The sequence below is a fragment of the Thermococcus henrietii genome, assembly GCF_900198835.1.
GTDB lineage: Archaea > Methanobacteriota_B > Thermococci > Thermococcales > Thermococcaceae > Thermococcus > Thermococcus henrietii.
Genome location: NZ_LT900021.1, coordinates 1,919,172 through 1,942,051, shown reverse-complemented (window position 1 = coordinate 1,942,051; position 22,880 = coordinate 1,919,172). Strand labels below are relative to the sequence as shown.

The 22,880-nt window shown below is 55.9% G+C and carries 22 protein-coding genes; 10 read left to right on the top strand and 12 right to left on the bottom strand.

The window, feature by feature from the left end; translation table 11 throughout:
- Positions 1 to 420, bottom strand: a complete 420-nt coding sequence (locus CS910_RS10535; RefSeq protein ID WP_223211960.1) for a 4Fe-4S dicluster domain-containing protein — start codon at positions 418 to 420, stop codon at positions 1 to 3.
- A 263-nt stretch (positions 421 to 683) separates the two neighbouring features.
- On the opposite strand from CS910_RS10535, the gene CS910_RS10530 reads away from it, so the two are divergent.
- From CS910_RS10530 to CS910_RS10515, 4 genes are read left to right on the top strand one after another with little or no spacing between them, the layout of a single operon-like run.
- Positions 684 to 5,483: a glycosyl hydrolase family 18 protein gene (locus tag CS910_RS10530; RefSeq protein WP_145955413.1), complete on the top strand. Its 4,800-nt coding sequence runs from the start codon at positions 684 to 686 to the stop codon at positions 5,481 to 5,483.
- 36 nt (positions 5,484 to 5,519) lie between these two features.
- The gene (locus CS910_RS10525; protein WP_099211867.1) at positions 5,520 to 7,283 is read left to right on the top strand and encodes a glycosyl hydrolase family 18 protein; all 1,764 of its coding nucleotides are present in this window, start codon (positions 5,520 to 5,522) and stop codon (positions 7,281 to 7,283) included.
- Between the two features lie 38 nt (positions 7,284 to 7,321).
- Positions 7,322 to 7,750, top strand: coding sequence for a DUF6849 domain-containing protein (locus tag CS910_RS10520; RefSeq protein ID WP_099211865.1), 429 nt, complete (start codon positions 7,322 to 7,324; stop codon positions 7,748 to 7,750).
- Entirely contained in the window at positions 7,719 to 8,432 is a 714-nt protein-coding gene (locus CS910_RS10515; protein ID WP_099211863.1) for an endonuclease III domain-containing protein, read from the top strand. Before CS910_RS10520 ends, CS910_RS10515 begins: the two co-directional genes overlap by 32 nt.
- Before the next feature lie 8 nt (positions 8,433 to 8,440).
- Here CS910_RS10515 and CS910_RS10510 read toward each other — a convergent pair whose 3' ends face one another.
- On the bottom strand, positions 8,441 to 9,016 hold the full coding sequence (locus tag CS910_RS10510; protein WP_099211861.1) for a potassium channel family protein: 576 nt from the start codon (positions 9,014 to 9,016) through the stop codon (positions 8,441 to 8,443).
- The gene (locus CS910_RS10505) at positions 9,009 to 9,614 is read right to left on the bottom strand and encodes a potassium channel family protein (protein WP_099211859.1); all 606 of its coding nucleotides are present in this window, start codon (positions 9,612 to 9,614) and stop codon (positions 9,009 to 9,011) included. Before CS910_RS10505 ends, CS910_RS10510 begins: the two co-directional genes overlap by 8 nt.
- Positions 9,615 to 9,723: 109 nt before the next feature.
- On the opposite strand from CS910_RS10505, the gene CS910_RS10500 reads away from it, so the two are divergent.
- The 3 genes from CS910_RS10500 (at position 9,724) to CS910_RS10490 (ending at position 12,795) form a co-directional block, all read left to right on the top strand.
- Positions 9,724 to 10,497 carry a sugar phosphate isomerase/epimerase family protein gene (locus tag CS910_RS10500; RefSeq protein WP_099211857.1) on the top strand — a complete coding sequence of 258 codons (774 nt, stop codon included), beginning with the start codon at positions 9,724 to 9,726 and terminating at the stop codon, positions 10,495 to 10,497.
- An 87-nt stretch (positions 10,498 to 10,584) separates the two neighbouring features.
- Positions 10,585 to 12,009 carry an acetate--CoA ligase family protein gene (locus tag CS910_RS10495; RefSeq protein ID WP_099211855.1) on the top strand — a complete coding sequence of 475 codons (1,425 nt, stop codon included), beginning with the start codon at positions 10,585 to 10,587 and terminating at the stop codon, positions 12,007 to 12,009.
- 24 nt (positions 12,010 to 12,033) lie between these two features.
- Positions 12,034 to 12,795 (top strand): acetate--CoA ligase family protein, encoded by a 762-nt coding sequence (locus CS910_RS10490; protein ID WP_099211853.1) that lies wholly within the window; start codon positions 12,034 to 12,036, stop codon positions 12,793 to 12,795.
- Here the strand turns inward: CS910_RS10490 and CS910_RS10485 are convergent.
- From CS910_RS10485 to CS910_RS10455, 7 genes are all read right to left on the bottom strand, one after another.
- On the bottom strand, positions 12,792 to 13,148 hold the full coding sequence (locus tag CS910_RS10485; RefSeq protein ID WP_099211851.1) for a hypothetical protein: 357 nt from the start codon (positions 13,146 to 13,148) through the stop codon (positions 12,792 to 12,794). The two genes, CS910_RS10490 and CS910_RS10485, sit on opposite strands and share 4 nt — an antisense overlap.
- A 38-nt stretch (positions 13,149 to 13,186) precedes the next feature.
- Positions 13,187 to 13,972 carry a PLP-dependent cysteine synthase family protein gene (locus CS910_RS10480; protein ID WP_099211849.1) on the bottom strand — a complete coding sequence of 262 codons (786 nt, stop codon included), beginning with the start codon at positions 13,970 to 13,972 and terminating at the stop codon, positions 13,187 to 13,189.
- Positions 13,973 to 14,127: 155 nt separating this feature from the next.
- Complete coding sequence (locus tag CS910_RS10475; RefSeq protein ID WP_099211847.1) at positions 14,128 to 14,700, bottom strand: adenine nucleotide alpha hydrolase family protein; 573 nt, start codon at positions 14,698 to 14,700, stop codon at positions 14,128 to 14,130.
- 41 nt (positions 14,701 to 14,741) lie between these two features.
- On the bottom strand, positions 14,742 to 15,290 hold the full coding sequence (locus tag CS910_RS10470) for a DUF998 domain-containing protein (protein WP_099211845.1): 549 nt from the start codon (positions 15,288 to 15,290) through the stop codon (positions 14,742 to 14,744).
- A gap of 10 nt (positions 15,291 to 15,300) precedes the next feature.
- On the bottom strand, positions 15,301 to 16,443 hold the full coding sequence (gene thiI / locus CS910_RS10465) for a tRNA uracil 4-sulfurtransferase ThiI (protein ID WP_099211843.1): 1,143 nt from the start codon (positions 16,441 to 16,443) through the stop codon (positions 15,301 to 15,303).
- A gap of 4 nt (positions 16,444 to 16,447) precedes the next feature.
- Positions 16,448 to 16,771: a hypothetical protein gene (locus CS910_RS10460; RefSeq protein ID WP_099211841.1), complete on the bottom strand. Its 324-nt coding sequence runs from the start codon at positions 16,769 to 16,771 to the stop codon at positions 16,448 to 16,450.
- 38 nt (positions 16,772 to 16,809) lie between these two features.
- Positions 16,810 to 17,418 (bottom strand): nitroreductase family protein, encoded by a 609-nt coding sequence (locus CS910_RS10455; RefSeq protein WP_099211839.1) that lies wholly within the window; start codon positions 17,416 to 17,418, stop codon positions 16,810 to 16,812.
- Positions 17,419 to 17,512: 94 nt separating this feature from the next.
- On the opposite strand from CS910_RS10455, the gene CS910_RS10450 reads away from it, so the two are divergent.
- From CS910_RS10450 to CS910_RS10440, 3 genes are all read left to right on the top strand, one after another.
- Entirely contained in the window at positions 17,513 to 18,226 is a 714-nt protein-coding gene (locus CS910_RS10450) for a maleate cis-trans isomerase family protein (RefSeq protein ID WP_099211837.1), read from the top strand.
- A gap of 102 nt (positions 18,227 to 18,328) precedes the next feature.
- On the top strand, positions 18,329 to 19,711 hold the full coding sequence (gene pfkC / locus CS910_RS10445; RefSeq protein WP_099211835.1) for an ADP-specific phosphofructokinase: 1,383 nt from the start codon (positions 18,329 to 18,331) through the stop codon (positions 19,709 to 19,711).
- A gap of 153 nt (positions 19,712 to 19,864) precedes the next feature.
- Positions 19,865 to 21,154, top strand: a complete 1,290-nt coding sequence (locus CS910_RS10440; RefSeq protein WP_099211833.1) for an ATP-binding protein — start codon at positions 19,865 to 19,867, stop codon at positions 21,152 to 21,154.
- Here CS910_RS10440 and xerA read toward each other — a convergent pair.
- The gene (xerA, locus tag CS910_RS10435) at positions 21,132 to 21,968 is read right to left on the bottom strand and encodes a site-specific tyrosine recombinase/integron integrase (protein WP_099211831.1); all 837 of its coding nucleotides are present in this window, start codon (positions 21,966 to 21,968) and stop codon (positions 21,132 to 21,134) included. The genes CS910_RS10440 and xerA overlap by 23 nt on opposite strands.
- 10 nt (positions 21,969 to 21,978) lie before the next feature.
- Positions 21,979 to 22,869, bottom strand: coding sequence for a toprim domain-containing protein (locus CS910_RS10430; RefSeq protein WP_099211829.1), 891 nt, complete (start codon positions 22,867 to 22,869; stop codon positions 21,979 to 21,981).
- Positions 22,870 to 22,880 lie beyond the last annotated feature (11 nt).

Here is a 22,880-nt window from a genome sequence, read left to right as displayed (position 1 = left end):
TCAGTTGTTCTTCCTGAACTTTTCTCCGTGCTCCTTCCGGAACACAAACTTGATGCCGTACTTCTTCTTGAAGGGCAGTTTTAGGGTATTGTACAGCAGGACGAGGGCAGGATGCCTTACGGGCTTCTCGACGGGCCTCAGCGCTCCGGTCGGGCATGCCTGGACGCAGATGTAACACTTCTTACAGTTTTCCGGATTGGCCATGAAGGGCCTGAGCCTTACCTTGTACTTGAAGCCGAAGAGGCTAACCTTCATCGGGACGACTTCCCAGATTTTATCGCTGAACGGACATACGAAGATGCATTCCTCTCCCCCACCGCAGAGGGGGTAATGTATGATGAGTGGGGCGGTCTCTTTCATTTTTTCGTAGTACTCCCTCCAGTCCGGTGCGTTCTCAAGTTTATCCTTATCCGCAGCCACTCCTGTGACCCCCAAATATTCATTTTTTAAACATGTTTTGTTGTGACATATCGAGTGATATATTGCTTAAAAGGCTTGTGGTTTCTGTGTTTGTGGATTTTCCAAGGTATTGGAAGAATTTGAGCATTTAACCGTCGACCGGGTAGGATTATGTACACAAATCTAAGAAGATTTCCAAGTTTTGACAAGATTACAAAAACCGGGAAATTTATAAAGTGTACGTTGTTGATAAATAATGAGCACCCATGGGGAGGTGACCACATTTGAACCGGAGGCAGTTTTTGAGCATGGCCGTCGTGGCCGTTATGCTGTTGGCGGTGGTGCCTGCAGTTGTGCCCTTCTTTGGGTTTGTTTCGGCATCGTCTCAAATCCAGCTGAGCGGAAAAGCGATTGCTTGGGACGTGGTTAACCTAACTTGGACACCGGCTGAGAATGCCAAGGCTTATGAAATCTACCGCTCCACGGACCCGACGAACATCATCAGCCCTGACAACCTCCTCGTTGTCGTCAACTGGAGTAGCTACCCTCCATATGAGCCGGGTAAGACGTATCTCCAGGGTGACATGGTTGAGTACAACGGTAAAATCTGGCGCGCCAAGTACTGGACCCAGAGCGCTCCGGGCGGGGATGCATGGGAGCTCGTTGGCGATGCAACTCCCACGACCCACTACCTTGACCAGTACCACCTTAAGGCCAATACAACGTACTTCTACGCGGTCGTTCCGGTACTCAAAGATGGTTCCACTGGAACCCCCTCCGGCGTGCTCCAGTTAAGAACTCCCGAGCAACCGTACCGCGTCGTAGTTTACTACATCTCCTGGGGTCGCTACGCGAGGAAGTTCTACGTGAGCGACATCCCCTGGACCAAGGTTACCGACGTTCTCTACGCCTTTCTGAAGCCGAACGAGAACGGTAGCGTCACATTCTACGACACCTACGCTGACCCGCTCAACCTTGAGGAGCTGAAGAAGTACAAGCAAAAATACCCAGCGGTTAAAGTCCTCGTCAGCGTTGGCGGCTGGACGCTAAGCAAGTACTTCTCCGACATAGCCGCAGACCCTGCGAAGAGGCTCCGTTTTGCCGAGAGTGTCCTTAAGATAATCCGCCAGTACGACCTTGACGGAGTTGACATCGACTGGGAGTACCCCGGTGGGGGCGGGCTTACCGGCAACCACGTTAGGCCCGATGACGGGAAGAACTTCGTTCTCCTCCTCAAGACCATAAGGGAGGTCTTTAACAACGCCAGCAAGCACGACCACAAGGATTATCTTGTCACCGTCGCGGCCCCCGCGGACCCAGTCAAAGCGGCCCGCATCAACTGGACCGAGGCTAGCAAGTACCTTAACTTCATAGACATAATGACCTATGACTACCACGGTGCATGGGACAACGTTACCGGGTTCCTCGCCCCGCTCTACGCCGACCCGAACGCCCCTTACAAGGACCCCGTTGTAAAGTGGGAGTTCAACGTCAACTACACCGTCCACTGGTACCTCAAGCATGTTCCCGACAGGACAAAGCTCGTAATCGGCCTGCCCTTCTATGGTAGGAGCTTCGCCAACGTTCCGTCCACCAACAATGGACTGTACCAGCCTTTCAAAGGCACTCCCGACGGTACCTGGGGACCTGCGAGCGAGACCTACGGCGTCATGGACTACTGGGACATAGCCGACAAGATAGCGAGCGGAAGCTGCCATCTCTACTGGGACAACGTTACAATGGAGCCCTACGCGTACTGTCCCTCGAGCAAGGTCTTCATAACCTTTGACAATCCCAAGAGCATCGGGATAAAAGTCGATTACATGCTGAAGAACAGCCTTGGGGGCGTTATGGTCTGGGAAATCACCGCGGACAGGAAGCCAGGAACCAGCAACCACCCGCTTCTCGACGCAATCCTCGAGCACCTCAGGGAGAAGCCGCCGGCATGGATTCCCGACATATACTACATAGGCTCAAACGTTCCGTCAAACCTCACCGTTCCCGTTCCGGTTTACAACGGAACAACTCCAGGCAACAACCAGACGAACACTACACCGAGCAATGAAACCTTCCCCTCTCAGGGTAACCAGACCAACTCGACACCTTCCCAGAACCAGACAAATCCTGCTCCCTCCCAGAATCAAACAAACACGACTCCGACTCCTGCTCCCTCAAACGGCACCAACACCACCCCTCTGAAGCCGGGCGCAATCGAGGTTCACCACTCCAGCTGGGGAACTGGCGGCGAGTACGACATTACGCTCAACCTTGGAGGCCAGTACGACTGGAAGCTCTACGTTAAGCTTGACGGGGCAACGGTCGCCAGCTACTGGAGCGCCTACAAATCAGCCAACGGAAGCTGGGTGGTCTTCACACCGCGGAGCTGGAACAGGGGACCAACGGCGAGCTTTGGGTTCACGTACACCGGAAGCGTTAAGAGCGCCGTCATGGTTCTCGTCGTTAACAACGCCGTTTGGGACGTTTGGCCCAAGGGGACCCCCGTTCCATCCGAGTTCCGCGGATTGGGCGGTGGTTCGACCGACAACTCCCCAACAACGCCGACGAACTCCAAGGTTGCCGTTGCCTCGAAGGTTCAGTGGCCGAACCGTGTATTCTCGCCCTACGTGGACATAACCCTCTGGCCAACGCCCTCGATAAGTGAAATGATGAAGAAGACCGGTGTAAGGTTCTTCAACCTCGCCTTTATCATTGCCTCGAACAACGGTACCTGCACGCCGGCTTGGGCGGGTGCTTATCCGGTTAGCAGTGGCTTCTACGTTGATGAAATCAACAAGGTTCGCGAGATGGGCGGCGACGTCGAGATAGCATTCGGCGGCGCCAACGGGCCGTACCTCGCGGAGAAGTGTTCAACCCCAGAGGAGCTCGCGAAGGCCATCGAGGAAGTCATCACGACGTACAACGCCACGTGGCTCACCTTCGACGTCGAGGGTGCCTACCTCCAGAACGCCCAGGAGAACGACAGGCGTGCCAAGGCTCTGGCGATAGTTCAGAAGGATTTCCCGAACGTCCACATAGGCTTTACCCTTCCCGTTCTCCCGAGTGGTCTTACCCAGCCTGGAATAGACCTCCTCAAGGACGCCATCAAGAACGGCGTCAGGATTGACAGGGTTGATATAATGGCCATGGACTACGGTGACTGGGCGGCTCCAAATCCGGACGGCAAGATGGGCGACTACGCCATTCAAGCCGCTCAAAACACCTTCAAACAGCTCAAGGAGCTGTTCCCCAACAAGAGCGACGCCGAGATTTGGGAAATGATTAGCATAACGCCGATGATTGGCGTCAACGACGTCACCAGCGAGGTCTTCTACCCAAGTGATGCCTGGAAGCTCCTCGCGTGGGCGAACAAAACCGGGGTCGGAATGCTTTCAATGTGGTCAATGACCAGGGACCACCCGGGAAGCAGTGGCGTTTCACCCCACCACTCAAGCCTTCCCAACATCCAGGACTACGAGTTCAGCAGGATATTCAACCGGTACACAAACCAGAGCGGCCTTCCTCCCTTGAACTTCACGCCCGAGCTCGGTCCGATTCCGATGCCCAGCAACGTTACGAACCCGGGCGTTGGCAATCAAACAAACTCGACTCCCTCTCAGAACCAAACGGCCCCGAGCAACGGAACCGCTCCCACTCCGGGTAACCAGAGCAACACCACACCGGCCAACAACACCACTCCAGCACCAACTCCCTCTCCGAGCAACGGTAGCGTGCTGAAGCCTGGTGCGATAAGCGTTCGCGTTACGGATTGGGGAAGCACCGAGTACGATGTTACCCTGAACCTCGGCGGTCAGTACGACTGGGTCGTCAAGGTTAAGCTCAGGGATGGCTCCAGAATAACCAGCATATGGAGTGTGAATAAAGCCAAGAAAGACGGCTGGATAGTCCTGACACCCGTGAGCTGGAACCGCGGCCCCACAGCGACCTTCGGCTTCATAGCAAGTGGGAGCAAGCCCGTTGAGCAGATGGTTCTCGAGGTAAACGGCAAGGTCTGGGACGTCTGGCCAGAGGGAAGCTCCGTTCCGGCGCAGAACCAGAGCAACTCAACCCCCGCACCGTCACCAGGAAACGGCACGCCGAGCAACAACACGACTCCGACTCCTGCTCCGGGCAACAACACCTACGTTCCTGCAGGTCCTGGACTTCCGGAGCACTTCTTTGCGCCCTACATAGACATGACCCTCACTGGCGTCCACAAGCCGCTGGTCGAGTATTACAAGCTCACGGGAACTCCATATTTCACCCTCGCCTTCGTCCTTTACGGCTCCGCGTACAACGGTCCGAGCTGGGGAGGAAAGCTACCGCTTGACAAGTACGTTGACGAGGTCAAACAGCTTAGGAAGGCCGGTGGCGATGTGATAATAAGCTTCGGTGGCGCCGTTGGCCCCTACCTCTGTCAGCAGGCTCAGAGTGCCGAACAGCTCGCAAAGTGGTACCTCCAGGTGATTGACACTTACAACGTCAGCTACATTGATTTTGACATTGAATCCTCAATAAACGCAGACCTCCTCGCGGATGCACTGCTCATCGTTCAGCGCGAGAGGCCGGGGATACGGATAAGCTTCACCCTACCCACAGACCCTGGAGCGGGTCTCGTTGGAAGCGGCTACTCAATAATCCAAACGATGGTTGAGAAAGGCGTCAGAATTGACCGGGTGAACGCCATGACCATGGATTACTACTGGACCCCATCGAACGCAGACAATGCCATAAAGGTGGCCGAGCACCTGTTCAGCCAGCTTAAGAAGCTCTATCCAAACAAGAGCGACTCGGAGATTTGGGGCATGATTGGCCTCACCCCGATGATAGGAACAAACGACGACCACAGCGTCTTCACTCTCAGCGACGCTAGGAAGCTCGTGGAGTGGGCCATAGAGCACAAGATACGCTCCCTCTCCTTCTGGAGCGTCGACCGTGACCACCCCGGGCAGGAAGGACAGGTTTCGCCGACCAACAGCGGTACCAGCAACCCGGACTGGGCTTACAGCCACGTCTTCGTGGAGTTCATGAACGCCTTTGTCAAAGTTCACTCGGGAGCCGCAGAGGCGGCCGTGGTCCCCATTTGAGTTCTTTTCTTTTATCCTCCCCTCGAGGTGAGATTCATGAGGCGGATTCTCGTGCCCTTTCTCGTTATCCTCCTCATCGGCGTTCTTCCCATGACCAACCGTCCCGTCTATGCTGGGTCGGGTCCCTCTCTGAAGGCTGGGATACTCGGTTGGGACGCAGTGAACCTCACGTGGAGTCCCGTTAAAGGTGCAATAGCGTACCGCGTTTACCGGAGTACTTCCCGAGACAACGTGACTGATAGTCCCATAGTGACCGTGAACTGGAGCAACTACTCAAGCTTTACGCCGGGCGAGGCGTACCTTAAGGGTGAGGTCGTTCAGTACAACGGCTCACTCTGGAGGGCCAAGCGCGTCACGTCCAGTCCTCCTGGGAGCGGAGACTGGGAGAGGCTCGGTCCGATAATCCCGGCCACTAATTTCGTTGATGACTCCCTCCACGGAAACACGACCTACTACTACTTCATCCGGCCGGTTTTCGAGGGTGGCAAGCTTGGAAGGCCCTCCAACGTCTTAATAGTGAAAACACCTCCCCAGCCGTACCGCATCGTCGTCTACTACATCTCTTGGGGCATCTATGCGAGGGCGTTCTCACCCTATGACATTCCCTTCGAGAACGTCACCCACGTGCTCTACGCCTTCCTGAAGCCCCTTCCGAACGGAACCGTCACGTGGGCCGACTCGTATGCGGACCCAATGAACTTTGAGGCCTTTAAGAGACTCAAAAAGGAGTATCCGGCCGTCAAAATCCTTGTCTCCGTTGGTGGTTGGACTCTGAGCAAGTATTTCTCCGACATAGCCGCCGACCCCGTCAAGCGTGAGAACTTCGCGAGGAGCGTCGTGGGGATACTCAAAAAGTACGGCTTCGACGGCGTTGATATCGACTGGGAGTACCCCGGAGGTGGGGGTAAGGAGGGGAACCACGTCAGACCCGACGACGGAAAGAACTTCGTCCTCCTCCTCAAAACCATCAGGAAAGCCCTTGACAACGCGAGCACGTGGAAGCATTACCTCCTAACGGTCGCCGCCCCTGCCAACACGACCATAGCGTCTCGGGTGAACTGGGAGGAGGTTTCCAAAATCGTTGATTTCATAGACGTCATGGCCTACGACTACGCGGGACCCTGGCTGAACGTTACCTACTTCAACGCGCCCCTCTACCAGGACCCCAACGGGCCTGGGCTCGGGAGCGTCAATGAAACGATAAGCTGGTACCTGAAGAGGGTTCCCGGCGAGAAGCTCGTCCTCGGGGTTCCCTTCTACGGTAGGGCCTTTGCCAACGTTCCGCCGGCAAATCACGGTCTCTACCAGAGGTTCAGCGGCACCCCTGCCGGAACGTGGGGACCCGCGAGCGAGACGCACGGCGTCATGGACTACTGGGACATAGCCGGCAGGATAGCGAGCGGAAAGTGCACCCGCTACTGGAGCAACGTCTCAAGGGTGCCCTGGGCCTACTGCAGGGGCGTTTTCATAACCTACGACGACCCTAAGAGCATAGCCATAAAAGTGAGCTACGCCCTCAACCACACTCTGGGGGGTGTTATGGTCTGGGAAATCACTGCGGACAGGAAGCCTAAGACCAAGAGCCATCCTCTCCTCGCCGCAATTCTCAGAACGCTCGGCGAGAAGCCTCCGGCGTGGATTCCCGATGAGCACGTCCTTGGAGTCAGCAGGCAGGTTCACGTCGAGGTTCAGCGGCCGACGACGGCCTCGCCGCCAGAGACGTCCAGCGGAATCTGCGGACCCGGTGCAGTCCTGCTCCTTGCCCTTGCAGTCCTTCCGCTAACCACGCGGAGGCGCTAACCTTTTTTCCTCCCTTCCCAATCCCTTTTGGTGGTTCCATGAAGGTCGTCCTAAAGCCGCTCTTCGAGGCTGAACTTCCAGCCGGTTTCGAGGATATAGTGAGGGAGAAGCTCAGGGGCAGGGAGCTGAAGACTGGAGAGACCGTCGAGGTGGAACTCCTCGGAAAGCCCCTGCCGTTTAAGGTTCTCTTGGCCGAGCCGAGCCCCCTGAAGGTGGACAAGGGGACGAAAATCGAGTTCTCCGCTGGGGAGGTCGAGGAGTTCACGCTTGAGTTCGAGGGGGAGGTAGATGACGCCATTCCCTTCGCAAAGGGCCTCGTCCTCGTCATCGGGAGCGAGGTTCGAATCTACAACTGGAGCGGGCAAAAGGTTTATAGCAGGGAGTTCGAGAACCTGAAAAAGGTTAGAGCCGCCGGGGAAAAGGTGGTGGTAGTGCATGGCGAGAAAGTCACTGTCGTTGAGCCTTGAGGGCTTCACCTTCGAGGAGAGCTGGGAGGAGAAGAGGAGAAGGGCCGAAAAAATCGTTGAAATCCTCATGAAGACCCACCCGAGGGAGAAGCTCCTAATCGGCGACCCCTACAGGACGCTGGTTCACTGCATAATCTCGCAGCGCATGAGGGACGAGGTCACCTACCGCGTCTGGGAGGAGCTCTTCGAGAAGTACAAGGACATCGAGACAATAGCTAGCACGCCGGTTGACGAGATGCGCGAGTTCCTCAGAAAGAGGGGCGTCGGCCTCTGGAAGACGAAGGGCGAGTGGATTGTGAAGGCATCGCGGATAATCCTTGAGAAGTACGGTGGAAAGGTTCCGGACGACATCAACGAGCTGATGAAACTGCCGGGCATAGGCCGGAAGTGCGCCAACATCGTTCTGGCTTACGGCTTTGGAAAGCGGGCCATTCCGGTTGACACTCACGTGAACAGGATAAGCAAGCGCCTCGGCCTCGCTCCTCCGAGGGTTTCCCCTGAGAAGGTCGAGGAGTACCTGATGGAGCTGATTCCGGGGGACAAGTGGATTTACGTGAACCACGCGATGGTCGACCACGGGAGGAGCATATGCAAGCCGATAAGGCCGAAGTGCGAAAGCTGTCCGCTGAAGGAGCTGTGCCCCTACGCGAAGGGACTCGTCAGGGACGAGGATATAAAATGAGAAAGGGGTTACTCCTCCTCTTCCACTTCCTCGCCCGCCAGCTTTCTCAGCTTGTCCATGTCTGAGCTGACCGCTATGAGGACGTCGCCTTCTTCAATCGTGTCCTTCCTTCCGGGGTTGTAGATGTAGCGCTCGCCGCGCTTTATTGCCAGAATCCTCGTGCCTATCTTGCTCGGAAGCTTGAGCTGTTCGAGGGTCCTGCCGATTAGAACCGAACCGGGCCTGACGGTTACCCTTCCCAGCTCCTCCTCGGTGTCCTCCATTATCTTCTGAATAATCGGGTGGGGCTCGATGTCGCGGAGGATTATGTCCGCTATTCCGTAGGCGGCATCGCTTATGCGCTCGTTGATGTCCGCCAAATCTATGATGCTCAGCAGGCTCTCGGGGTCCTCCTCCTTCTTGGCGAGTCTCAGGGCGAGCTTCTTGACCTTCAGCGTGAGGTCGTCCATCTTCTCCTCCAAGAGATAGACTTCCTCCGCTATGTCCTCGCTGTTGTACATGACTGACGAGAAAGCCAAATCAATCATGAGGGCGGACAGGTCCTTCATCTCAACGAGGCAGTTGCGGATTTCTTCCTCACTCATTGGGCATCACCTTGATGTTGCCCCTCGCTATCTCCTTCAGGTAGTCTAGGGCCGTCCTCGTTCCCCTGCCGATGAGGATGTCGTTTGGAAGTATCTTTGTGTCCTCGTCGGGGTCGAAAATCCACCGCTTGCCACGCCTTATCGCTATCACCCAGACCCCAGTGTTAGTCGCAAGGTCGAGTTCTTCAAGGGTCTTTCCAACGAGGGCGGACTCGGGCGAAACAACGATTTTGCCTATCGTCTCCTCACTCTCGAGGATTACCTCGGTAATCAGCGGGTGGAGCTTTTCCTCAAGTACCATCTTAGCCAAATCGCCCGCCGCGTTTGAGATGTCATCTATGGAGCGGGCCATCTGGAGGATGGAAGTTATCTGCTCCGCCTCCCTCATGTTTCTCGCAGCTAAAACAGCCCTCACCGCGAGGTTGTAATTGAGTATGTCGAGATACTCTTCGAGTTCGAGAACCTCCTCAGCCATCTCTTTCTCCTTGAAGAGAACGGCTGAATAGGCTAAATCAACCATCAGCTCTGCAGTGTTCTTCATTTCGATGAATATGTCCTTGACGTTGTCTGGAACCTCTACCTCATCCCACTCCTCCACCTCAGCGTCACCGTTTAAAGCTTTGAAGAAAGCCTATTTAATTTTTCGGCCAAAGCATTTAAGTGGAGTTGCCTTTTGGTGTGGTGGATACCACTGCAGTGGTGGGAGCATGATAGGGCTCTCGATGACGTCTTACACGGGTAGGACTCCTGAGGAGTTCGAACGCTGGCTTGAGGAAGCGGAGGGGCTTGGCTTCGACTTCGTCGAGCTGGTCAGCGAGTGGCCGAACTTCCTAACGGGGGAAACGTGGAGGGCCTATGCCGACGTTCTCGGTAGCTTCGAGCTTGGGGTTACCGTCCACGCTCCCTTCAGCGACGTCAACATAGGCTCGCTCAACGAGAGGCTCAGGAGGGCTTCCATCGAAGTCCTGCGGGAGACGCTTGACGTTGCTTCCCGCTTGAACGCGCTCGTGGTTACGGTTCACCCCGGCCACTGCTCGCCGGCGAGTAGGAAGTTCCGCGACGACTACAACCGCGTCCACAGGGAGTCCCTTCGGGAACTTGAGGGGCTTTCCGAGGAGTTCGGCGTTAAGGTTGGCGTTGAGAACATGCCGAGCTTTCCGATACTCGACGCCCAAACCCCCGAGAGACTGGCCGAACTTCTGGATGGCATCGGCCTCGGCGTCACCCTCGACGTCGGCCACCTCAACACCGTCGGCTTTCCCTTCGAGCGCTTTACGGAGCTCCTCGGCGATAGAATCGTTCACGTCCACCTTCATGACAACTCCGGGAAGAGCGACGAGCACCTGCCCCTCGGGAAGGGAACCGTCCCCTGGCGGAAGGTCCTGCCCCGGCTTATGAAGTTCAGCCGTGCCCTCGAGGTCTCGAGCCTCAACGACGCTCGGGTTAGTCTGACCTTTCTCAGAGACATTGGTGAGCTTTGAAGTTCATTGAGGTCCACTTTTACAAAACGCAACCCTTTTATACATCCCCACCGAAGGAACTCCCGGATAACTTCTGGAGGGACGAGCATGGCTGAGAAGATAGTGGAGGAACTGAAGCCCTTCTTCGACCCGAAGGCGGTCGCTATCATCGGTGCAACCAACAAGAAGGGGAAGGTTGGTAACGTCATCTTCGAGAACTTCAGGATGAACAGGGAGCGCGGGGTCTTCAAGGGGAAGGTCTATCCCGTGAACCCCAAACTCGACGAGATTGACGGATACAAGGTTTATCACAGCGTTAAGGAGCTCCCGGACGATACCGATTTGGCCGTTATATCGATTCCAGCTCCCTACGTCCCGGCCACGATGAGGGACATAGCGGAGAAGGGCATAAAGGCCGTCATCATCATCACCGGCGGTTTCGGAGAGCTTGGCGAGGAAGGAAAGAAGCTCGAAAGGGAAATCTACGAGATAGCCAAGGCCAACGGCATACGCGTCATCGGCCCGAACTGCGTCGGCGTTTACGTTCCAGACACCGGCGTTGACACCGTCTTCCTGCCGGAGAGCAAGATGGACAGGCCCGAGAGCGGGCCGATAGCGTTCGTCAGCCAGAGCGGTGCCTTCGCCGCTGCGATGCTCGACTGGGCCGCCGGAGCGGGCATAGGAATCGGCAAGATGGTCAGCTACGGAAACAAGCTCGACGTTGATGACGCCGATTTGATGGACTACTTCATCCACGACGACGAGATAAACGTCGTCACCTTCTACATCGAGGGCGTCAAGGACGGAAGGAAGTTCATAGAGGCGGCCAAGAGGATAACGAAGGTCAAGCCGGTGATAGCCCTCAAGAGCGGAAGGACCGAGTACGGAGCCAAAGCGGCATCAAGCCACACCGGCTCTCTCGCTGGAGCCGACACGATTTACGATGCCGTCTTCAAGCAGACGGGTATAATCCGCGCCGAGGACTTCGAGCATATGTTCGACCTGGCCAAGGCTTTCGCCGAGCTCAAGGACAAGCTTCCAAAGGGCGATAGGATAGGCATCATCACCGACGGCGGTGGCGCTGGAGTCATGGCCAGCGACGCGGTAGCGAAGTTCGGCCTCAAGATGGCGGACCTCAGCGAGGAAACCGTCAAGTTCCTCAAGGAGAAGTTCCCACCGCACGCGGTCGTCGGCAACCCCACTGACGTCGTTGGAGATACCGACGCGGAGCGCTACAGGCTTGCCCTTGAAGCCTTCACCAAGGACCCGAACGTTGACGCTATACTCGTCATAGTGCTCTTCCAGGTTCCACTCCTCGAGGAGGAGAAGGTCATCAACATCATAGCCGACTACCAGAAGAAGAGCGACAAGCCGATTGTGGCCGTTGCGATGGGCGGTAAGAAGACCGACCGCTACGCCAAAATGCTGGAGGAGAAGGGCGTTCCAGTTTACCCGACCCCCGAGAGGGGCGTCCGCGCTTTAGCAGGTCTCGTTAGATACGCCCAATATGTGAAAAAAGTTAAAGAGGAATGATGTTTACTCACCGGTGGTGATACCATGAGGGAGGAGGCGCTCAAAGTTATTGAGTCCGTCCTGTCCCAGGGCAGGACGGCCATGGTTGAGTTCGAGGCCAAGCAGGTTTTAAAAGCTTACGGCCTCCCAGTGCCGGAGGAGAAGCTCGCCAAGACCCTCGATGAGGCTTTGAAGTACGCGGAGGAGATAGGCTACCCCGTTGCCCTGAAACTGATGTCGCCTCAGATACTCCACAAGAGCGACGCGAAGGTAGTCCTTCTCAACATCAAGAGCCCCGAGGAGCTCAGGCAGAAGTGGGGGGAGATACACGAGAACGCAAGGAGATACCGTCCCGACGCCGAAATCCTCGGCGTCTTGGTCGCCCCGATGCTCAAGCCCGGCAGGGAGATAATCATAGGCGTCACCGAGGACCCGCAGTTCGGCCACGCGATAATGTTCGGTCTCGGCGGAATCTTCGTCGAGGTTCTCAAGGACGTCACCTTCCGCATTATCCCAATAACCGAGCGCGATGCGAGGAAGATGATTAAAGAAATCAAGAGCTACCCGATTTTAGCTGGGGCGCGTGGAGAGGAGCCGGCAGACATAGACGCCATCGTTGACCTGCTCCTCAAGGTCAGCCAGCTTGTCGACGAGCTCAGGGACTACATCAAGGAGATGGACCTCAACCCCGTCTTCCTCTACGAGAAGGGCAAGGGCGCGGTTGTGGTCGACGCGAGAATCATCCTCAAGGAGCCGAAGGAGAAGAAGCCTGAGGTAAGCTCGGAGTACAATGAGAGGTGCGCTTAATCGCTTTCCGTCTTTTCTCCCATTTCCTCAGCTTCTTTTTCCTCCTTGTAGACGAGCTCGATGTAGCTCAGTATGTCGTGCATTATGAAAAAGCTTATCGCCGCGTCCACAGCCGAGTATATGTCGCCGGAGATTAAGTAGAACAACGCTAAGAAGAACTCTATCGCTATATAGACCAGTGCAACCTTTATCGCCCTCCTGTTCTCCCGCCCGACGCCGTAAGCCAGGACGAGGTTGAGCAGGCCGAAGAACAGGTACGTAACCGAGCTCCAGTAGTAGGCGTAGCCGAGGAGGAGTATTCCGTTGATGGTGAGCAGGTACGTGGCGAGCCTTGGTGGCTTGAGGTTGAGCATGGAAAAAGTTGGAGGGGGCCTTTAAAGCCTTTCCTCCGTCAGGAGAACCTCTCAAAAATCTCGACGTACTTGAAGCCGTCGTCCGGGAAGATTAGGACAGTCGTTCCTTCCGGCTTTAGCTCCTTCATCGCCCGGTAAACTGCGCCGGAGCTCAACCCAACGAGGATTCCGTTGAGCCTTGCAACTTCCCTGACCCCGGCAATAGCTTCCTCAAGGGTAACCTCGACGACCTCGTCAACATAGCTTATCCACTTCGGCCCGGTGTCGAGGCCTTTTATCCCGGGAATCCTCTCACCCTTCGCAGGAACGACGCCCACGACCCTCGTTCCGTAGCGCTCCTTCAGGTAGCTCCCAATCCCGGCGATGTGCCCAGAGGTGCCAACTCCCGCTATAAGGAGGTCGGGCCTCTTCCCGATGCTCTCCAGTTGCTCTGCTATCTCCCTTCCGGTTTCCCTGTGGGCCATGAAGTTGTTCTCGTTCTCGTACTGGTTCAGGTTTAGAGCTCCGCTCCTCTCAGCTTCTCCCCTGACGAACTCCACCATCTCCCGGTCTATCGTCTCGAAGTCCGTTAGAATGACCTCCGCCCCGAGAACGCCGAGCAGAACGCGTGTAGATTTTGGCGTTGGCCTCGGCAGGTAGGCCCTGAACTTTACACCGAGCACGTTGCTCAGCGAGGCGAGTGCTATTGCCGTGTTGCCGGAGCTTGCCTCAAAAACGCTCCCAACGTTTCCGTTTTCAAGGGCCGAGAAGAGCAGTTTGTAGGCCGTTCTGTCCTTTATGCTCCTGCTGAACGGGTTAAAGAACTCTAACTTGGCAAAAGACATCCCCCCTCGTCCTCAGCCTGAGGAGGGGCGTCGGCTTGTACCTCTCGAACAGCTCGATACTGTTCTCGAACACGTTCATGGCCGTCACCGGGAGGGGTTTGGGGGTTTCCTTAAAAACCTTCCTAAAACGTTCAGTTGTGGACAAAAATGGGTAATCACAGCAGGCCCCTAATCCTCTCGAACTCGCCCGCCGAACCCCTGACTATCGGATACCTCGGCGTGAATGGACAGCCAGGCTCCTCGCGGGCGCTTATCTCGAAGGTTCCGATTTTCTTCGCTATCCTGACGATTTCCTCCTTGTCGAGTCCGATTAAAGGCCTCAGAACCGGCAAATCACTCGCCCGGCTGACGATTAGGAGGTTATCGAGCGTCTGTGAAGCGACCTGTCCGAGGGAGTCGCCGGTTATTATCGCGCTCGCCCCGACCTCGTGCCCAATCCTGCAGGCCCTTCTAAGCATCAGCCACTTGCAGAAGACGCAGGTCCAGCGCTCCTTCTTGAGCTCCTTCAGCCTCTCAAACACCGGCACGTGCTCCTCCGTGAAGTCCACCGTGATTAACTCGTCGAGCTCCCCGTATTTACTCAGAACCTCCCAGAGCTCGTGGACCTTCTCCTCCTTGATGGAATCCTGCCTGAAGTGAACCGGAACTACTTCCACACCCTTCCGGAGCATCAGGTAGATTGCCACGGGTGAGTCGATGCCCGAGCTGAGCAGTGCGACGGTCTTCATGACTGGAACTTCGGGCGGGCTTTTATGAGGCTTTCTTCAACTCAGGGTTTTAAACCTTTGAGGAGAAGGCCGATGTAGACGAACCACGCGAGGATTAGCGATGCCCCTATCAACTCCGGAATCGCCAGCCCCTTGAAGACCCTCGCCCTAATCAGGTAGAGCATCGTGAGGAACACGACAACCGAGAGGACACTCCAGAGGTAGTTGATAGGGTTTTCCCGCCCGAGCTTTATCCCGACGAGCGCTATATCAGCTAAAGCCAGAACGTAGAACAGAACCGCCGAGGGGGTGTGGTAAGGGGTCTCCTCCGGAAAAACCCCGACGAGGAACAGGAATACCAGAGCGAAGGGCATCAGGTAGGATAGGCCGTGCTTGAAGGCTACAACGGACGGAACCATTGCAACTACCGCGAAGAACATCAGGAATCCGTTGAAGAGCCAGCGGTTGGGGTTCTTGAGCGAGCCCATGTCGCTCAGCGCGTTGTTCGTGAAGGAGAACCACGGGTTGGCGTGGATGACTATTGCAAGGCCCACGATGAAGATGATGGGCAGGGAGAGGGCTACGTAGGAAGCGAAGCGTTCGAGTTCCACCACGACCACCTCAGCACTCCCTCTTCCTCGGCTCCTCGCCAAAGACCACCCTGTAGAGCTTCCTGAACTCCTCCCACGAGCCCCTAATTATCGGGTGCTTTGGAATGAAGGGTATCTCGTCCTCGGGAAGCGTTGAAAGCTCGAAGGTTCCGATTCTCTTCGCTATCCTGACTATCTCCTCCTTGTCCATGCCTATCAACGGCCTATAAATCGGTAAGTCGCTCGCCTGGCTGACGATGTACATGTTTTCGAGCGTCTGGCTGGCAACCTGCCCGAGGGAGTCGCCCATCACGATGCCCTTCGCGCCGAAGTCCTTGGCTATCTTATCCGCGTGCCTCACCATCATGAACTTGCAGAACACGCAGGTGTACTTTTCCTTCTTAAGTTCCTTCAGCTTCTCGAGGATTCTCTCGCGCTCCTTCGGCTTGACAACTATAAGCTCGGCCTTTCCGCCGTAGTGGTACTTCTTCAGCTGGTTCCAGATTTTCCTGACCTTCTCAAGGGTCTTCTCGCCCATGTAAATGTGGACTGGAATCACTTCGACACCGCGCTTCATCATCAGGAAAGCGGCGACCGGCGAGTCTATGCCCCCGCTGAGGAGCGCAACGACCTTGCCCTGCGTGCCTATCGGCAGTCCCCCCCAGGCTTTAACCTTGTCAACGAAGACGTACGCTTTGCCCTCCATCAGCTCGACGCCGACCTCGATATCGTAGTTGTGAAGGTCAACCTCGCTCTCCTCGTTCTCGAGTATGTACTCCCCAACCTTGGCCTGAACCTCGGGGCTCTTCAGAGGGAACTCCTTGGTGATTCTCCTCGCCGTGACGCGGAACTTCGGCCTCTCAAGGCCAAGCTCCCTCTTCTTCCTCCTGAAGAGCTTTAGCGCGGTTTTGTTTATTTTCTCAAGGTTCGCCTCGACTTCCATCGCCGGCGAGAGCGAGACTATGCCAAAAATCCTCGTAAGGACCTCAACGGCCTCTTTGGCTTTGTTCGTCCTCACGAGAATCCTCCCGTGCTTGGCCTCGACCTTTTTAAACTCGATTCCTTCGCTCACGAGAGCCTCGCGTATGTTGTTCATGAGTATGTTCTCGAACCATCTCCTCGTCTGCCTCGACTTCGTTCCAATCTCACCGTAGCGGACTATGACGACGTTCATGGAATCACCTCGCCACCGGGAACTTGACAACAATCTCTATGTATTTCTGGATGACCGTGTAGAGCACGAGGGACATCAGGTAAGATGAGAGCAGAATCAGCTCGTTCATCTCAAAGATGTGCCTCGCCAGTTCCTTCGCCCTCGGGGTGGCGTCGACTATGGCGCGCATGTAGCGGACCTTCCAGCTCTGGTTCATGACGATGAACCCCACGAGGAAGAGCACCCCGACTAATCCCCACATCTTGCCGAAGGCGAGCATGAGGAAGAGCGTTGACGTCATCACGAGCCAGCCACCGATGACCCCGAGGAGGATTACGAACTCTATCATGGCTATCGTCCTTGCTTGGATAAAGGGGATAAAAAAGTTTAGATGAACCTCGTTACGTTATCGACGCCCTTCTTCCTCTTCCTCGGCTTGGGCTCGCTCTTCGGATAGCCGACGGGAATGACTCCCACGAGGTAGTGATTCTCGTCGAGACCCGCGAGCTCTCTGACTTTCTCCTCGATTCCCCTGAAGCTCGTCACGCCGATGTAGACCGTGCCGAGGCCGAGCTCCACCGCCTTGAGCATGAGGTTCTGAATGGCCATCGATGCGCTCTCGACGCTCCAGATGAACTCAACCTCGTCGAACTCCTTTCCCGGAAGGAAGCGAACCCTCTTGTCTATGAAGACTGCTATGTAAACCGGCGCCCTGAACATGCCCTCCTCGTACATCCTCTTCCTGAGCTTCTCTATCTTCTCCTCCGGCAGGTTGACGGCGCGGTAATAAACCTCCATACCCTCCGCTATGAGCTCGTAGAGCTTCTTCCTCGCCTCCTCGCTCCTGAAAACAACGAAGAGCCAGTTCTCAAGTCCGCTCGCGGTTGGGGCCCTTATTGCGCTCTCGATGAGCTTTCTCACATCTTCCTCCGGCACGGGCTTTTCGAGGAAGTAGCGCACGGAGGTCCTCTTCATTATCGCCTCGTCCAGTTCCATGTTCCCACCGGTCACCGTTGGGGATTCCTTTATTAATCCCTTTTCGAAACCAAAGGTTTAATAGAAGCGCCGAGAAACCCCGGAGGGTGAAAGTATGTACGGATGGAGAGGAAGGCTTGGCCTTATAGTTCCCTCCTCGAACACCACGATGGAGATGGAGCTTCACGATTACCTGCCGGAGGGCGTTTCGCTTCACACCGCCAGGGTTCCGCTCAGGAACGTCACCGAAGAGGAGCTCGTGAAGATGAACACTTTGGCAGTCGAGAGCGCCAGACTGCTCAGAGACGCGGGCGTTGAGCTGATACTCTACGGGTGCACGAGCGGTTCCTTCATCGGCGGAAAGGACTACGAGAAAAAGCTTGAGATGGAAATCGAGGACGAGGTGAACGTCCCGGTGATAAGCACGAGCACCGCGGTGATAGAGGCCCTCAAGATGCTCGACGCGAGAGAAATACTCGTGGTAACGCCCTACACCGACGAGATTAACCAGCGCGAGAAGGAGTTCCTTGAGGCCAACGAGTTCACGGTTCTCGACATCAGAGGTCTCGGCCTCGAGGACAACGGGGCAATCGGCAAGCTTGAGCCCTACACCGCTTACCGCCTCGCGAAGGCGAGCTTCACCGACGAGGCGGAGGCGATTTTCATAAGTTGCACCAACTGGAGGACCTTCGAAATCATCGAGACCCTTGAGAACGACCTTGGCGTTCCGGTCGTTACCAGCAACCAGGCCTCCCTCTGGCTGGCTTTAAGGGAGATGGACGTCATGGAGCGGATTCCGAGCCTCGGGAGGCTCTTCACCGAGTATTGACCCGGCTTCCCCTAACTCTTTTTTGCTTTCCTAATTTAAAACGAAACCCTTTTAAGAGTCCTCCCTCAACTCCTCCATAGTTAGTCACTGAGGGTGATACAAATGATGGAGCTCCTCGACGAGGCAAGGAAGCTGTCGATTTTCACGGCCTACAACGCTAACGTTGACGCGATAGTCTACCTCAAGGGCGAAACCGTTCAGAGGCTCATAGACGAGTTCGGCGCCGATGCCGTCAGGAGGAGGATGGAAGAGTTCCCCAGGCAGATTGAGGAGCCGATTGACTTCGTTGCGAGGCTCGTTCATGCGCTCAAGACGGGTAAGCCGATGGCGGTTCCACTCGTCAACGAGGAGCTCCAGGGCTGGTTTGACACCCACTTCAAGTACGACGTTGAGAGAATCGGAGGTCAGGCGGGAATAATAGCGAACCTCTTGGCCAACCTCGACTTCAGGAAGGTAATCGTCTACACCCCACACCTCGCGAAGAGGCAGGCCGAGATGTTCGTTCCAAAGAAGAACCTCTTCTACCCCGTCGTTGAGAACGGAAAGCTCGTTCTGAAGCACCCCCGCGAGGCCTACCGCGAGAACGACCCGGTCAAGGTGAACAGGATTTTCGAGTTCCGCGCCGGAACGACCTTCAGGCTGGGCGACGAGACTATTACAGTTCCTTACTCTGGTCGCTTCATCGTTTCGGCCCGCTTCGAGAGCATAAGGATTTACACGGAGGAGAAGCTTAAGCCGTTCCTACCAGAGATTGGCCTCCAGGTTGACGGCGCTATTCTTTCAGGCTATCAGGGGATAAGGCTTCGCTATTCCGACGGGAAGGACGCGAACTACTACCTTAGGGAGGCGAAGAAGGACATCCTCCTGCTCAAGCGCGAGAAGGACGTCAAGGTCCACCTCGAGTTCGCCTCGATACAGAGCAGGGAACTCAGGAAGAAGGTCATCTACAACCTCTTCCCGCTCGTTGACAGTGTCGGTATGGACGAGTCTGAGATAGCCTACGTCCTGAGTGCCCTCGGTTACTCCAAGCTCGCCGACAGGATATTCACCTACAACCGCATCGAGGACACTGTCTTGGGCGGAAAAATCCTCATAGACGAGATGAACCTCGAAGTTTTGCAAATCCACACGATTTACTACCTCATGTACATCACCCACGCCGACAACCCGTTGAGCGAGGACGAGCTCAGAAAGAGTCTTGAGCTGGCGACGACTTTAGCGGCCGCGAGGGCCTCGCTCGGCGACGTCCGCTCGCCCGAGGACTTCAAGGTCGGTCTGAGCGTCCCCTACAACGAGCGCGGGGAGTACGTCAAGCTCCGCTTTGAGGAGGCCAAGAGGAGGCTCCGCACGAGGGAGTACAAGGTCGTGATAATCCCGACGAGGCTCGTTAAGAACCCTGTTTCGACGGTCGGCCTCGGCGATACAATCTCGACGGGAGCCTTCACGAGCTACCTCGCGCTTCTGAGGGAGAAGGGCGCGCTTTGACGTCTTCTTAATGTTTTCTTGTTCTCTCTAGGGCTCTCTAGGGGACCTTTAGACATGCCTTTGATTGGTACTGTGCGATGTACCAAGAAAAGCTGTTTTTGGTACAGTAAAGAGTACCAAACCCTTTTAAGTATTGGTACAGTGTATAGTACCATGAACCCCGAGGACGTCAAGCGATACATAAGGCTCTTCCACGAGCGTGAACTTCCTGAGGTAATCGAGAGGGAACTCAAGCTCACGTTCATTCCAGGCAAAGCAACCGCGATTGTCGGCCCGAGGCGCTCGGGGAAGACGTACCTCCTCTACTCGTTTATAGGTGAAGAACGGGAGCGCTATGTTTACCTGAACTTTGAAAATCCCTTTCTCTTTGGAATAACCGGACGTGACTTTCCAAAACTCGTTGATGCTTACTTCGACCTCTACCCCGAAAACATCGGGAAGAAGGTTCACTTTTTGCTCGACGAGGTTCAAAACGTCCCTGACTGGGAAATCGGCGTTAGATACCTCCTTGATGAGGGTTTCCTCGTGGCGGTTACCGGCTCTTCGTCGCGGTTGCTGTCGAGGGAAGTTGCCACCCAGCTCAGGGGACGGGGGGTAGCGTACACTCTGCTTCCCCTATCCTTCAGGGAGTTCCTGAGGTTCAGGGGCTTATCCTTTGAGCGGAAGGACCTCTACGGCAGAACCGCCAATCGAGTGCGGAAACTGCTCGACGAGTACCTTTATTATGGCGCTTTTCCGGAAGTGGCGCTGTTCGAGGACAGGGTTAGAATCCTTGAAGAGTATCTCTCGGTGATGATAACGAGGGACGTCGTTGAGAGGCATGGGATAAGGAACGTGGCCCTCGTTGAGGCCATAGTCAAGCTTCTCCTGGCGAGCTACGCCAAGTACACGTCGTACAGCGCGATACACCGCTTCCTCAAGTCGGAGTTCGGGACGTCGAAGACGACCGTTCTTGAGTACCTCAGGGCTTTGGAAGACTCGTTCTTCGTTTTCTTCCTCCCCAAGTTCGCCCGCTCCGAGAAGGAATCCCTCAGGGCGCCGAAGAAGGTCTACCTCGTGGACACTGGCCTTGCCCTCTTCTCGCGTAAAGAGGCCGGAAGGGACATGGAAAACGCGGTCTTCCTTGAGCTACTCAGGAGGAAGCACTACTTCAATCCTCTCCTGGAGATTCACTACTATGGCGGTTCCGGCGAGAAGGAGGTTGATTTCGTGGTTTCTGAATCCGGGAGAGTCGTTGAACTGATTCAGGTCACCCTAAGCCTTGAAGATGCCAGGGAACGAGAGATTTCAGCCCTTATCCGCGCGTCCAAAACGCTCAATTGCAAGAACCTCACGGTCGTTACTCTCGACGAAGAAGACGTGCTGGAGTTTGAGGGGCGGAAGATAAGGGTAGTTCCCCTCTGGAAGTTCCTGCTTGGGCTCACTCCACCAGCCCCTCCATGAGCCTCGCCTTTTCCTGGGCTTTCCTGAGGTGCTCGACGGTGACCTTCGTGTAAATCTGAGTTGTTGAGAGGTTGGAGTGGCCGAGAAGTTCTTGAATGGCCCTTATGTCAACCCCGCGCTCGAGCATGTGCGTTGCGAAGCTGTGGCGAAGCCTGTGGGGCGTGACTTCAACGCCCGCCCTCTTCCCGTACTTCTTCAAAAGGTACCAGACGGTTTTCGTTGACAGTTTGTCCTTGTTCTTCCTCCACTCCTCTACGAGTAAATATTCGCTCGAATCGGAGCGCGTTTCGAGGTAGGAACGGATTTTCTCCACCAGGAACTCCGGAATCGGCACGACCCTGTCCTTGGCCCCTTTTCCACCGCGGACGACTATTATGCCCCTCTCCAAGTCGACTTCACTCTTCTTCAGGTTGCAGAGCTCGCTGACACGAAGACCCGCCCCGTAGAGTAACAGAACTATCAGCCTGTCCCTCTTTCGCGTAGGTGGAATGACGGAGAGAAGCTTCTTGACCTCTTCGCGCGTCAAAGCTTTCGGCAGGCTCCTCGGCACCTTCGGTGGCTTCAGCTTCTCCGCTTCCTCATCGTAGCCCTCGAAGCGGAAGTAGGCCCTCAAAGCCTGGACGACGAGGTTTAAGCTCCTGTTGGAGTAGCCCTCCCTCCTTAACCTCGCCAAGAAGCGGAGGGCGGAGCGCGCGTTCAAAGCTCCACCCCATTCGAGGTATCGCCTGACGTAGTAGGAGTACATCCTAATCGTGTTCGGGCTCTTGCCCTCGAGGTCGAGGTATGTCTCGAACTCCTCTATAACCTCGTCCATCGCTCAGCCCTTAGAGCAGTTCGTCCGGTTTGAGCTCTGCCTCGATGATTTCGATTTCTTCCCCGGCTTTCTCCCCGGGTTCGGGCTTTTCCTCCTTCCGCTCAACGGTTTCCTCGCTCTCGGCTTTCTCCTCAAGGCCCTCCTTTATGGCGAGGCTCAGGTAAACGGTCTTCATGAGTTCCTCCACGAGCTCCTTCTCCTCGGCGAATACGTAGCCCTGGCCGACCACGACCTTTCCGGCAAGGCCGAGCTTCTCAACCGCTATGGCAAAAATCCTCTCGTCCGGAACGGGTTCGGCCGGGAAGAGGTTTGTCCACGCTTCTTCAATCTTAACCGGCCTGCTCTTCTTGTCGAGGAGCTCTCTCAGGCCTTCGTTCTCGTTCCTCAGCCTGACGTACTCGGCGTGCAGTTCCTCGTACTTCTTCTGGAGCTCCTCGTGCTCCTTGTAAAGGCTCTCGTACTCGTTCGCGAGCTGGTCGTACTTGCCCTTCACGTCGAGGAGCTGTTTCCTGAGCTCCATGTACTCCGGAAGGACCTGCAGGCTCTTCAGTCCTGCCCTGACGAGGGTGTTCTTCAGTTCCTTCCTCACGAGCTCCACATCGACGTGCTCAAGGTCGTGGCCGAGGGGAAGCTTCATCCTCTCGATGTGCCCGACCATCTCGCCGAGCTCGTTGAAGAGTCTCTCCGCGAGCTCCCTTCCCACGCGGTCGGCGTCGGTCGCTATGATGAGAAGGTCGGCGCCTGCCGCGGCACTCTTGGCTATGTCCACGTTGGTCGTCGGGATTATGGCGGAGATTGTGATGTTGTACTCGCTCCCCAACGCGAGCCCCTGCAGGGCCTTGCTGACGACCTCAACGTCGCTCGCCCCTTCAACGAGAATCCTAACGTCAACTATCGCCATGCTCACCACCG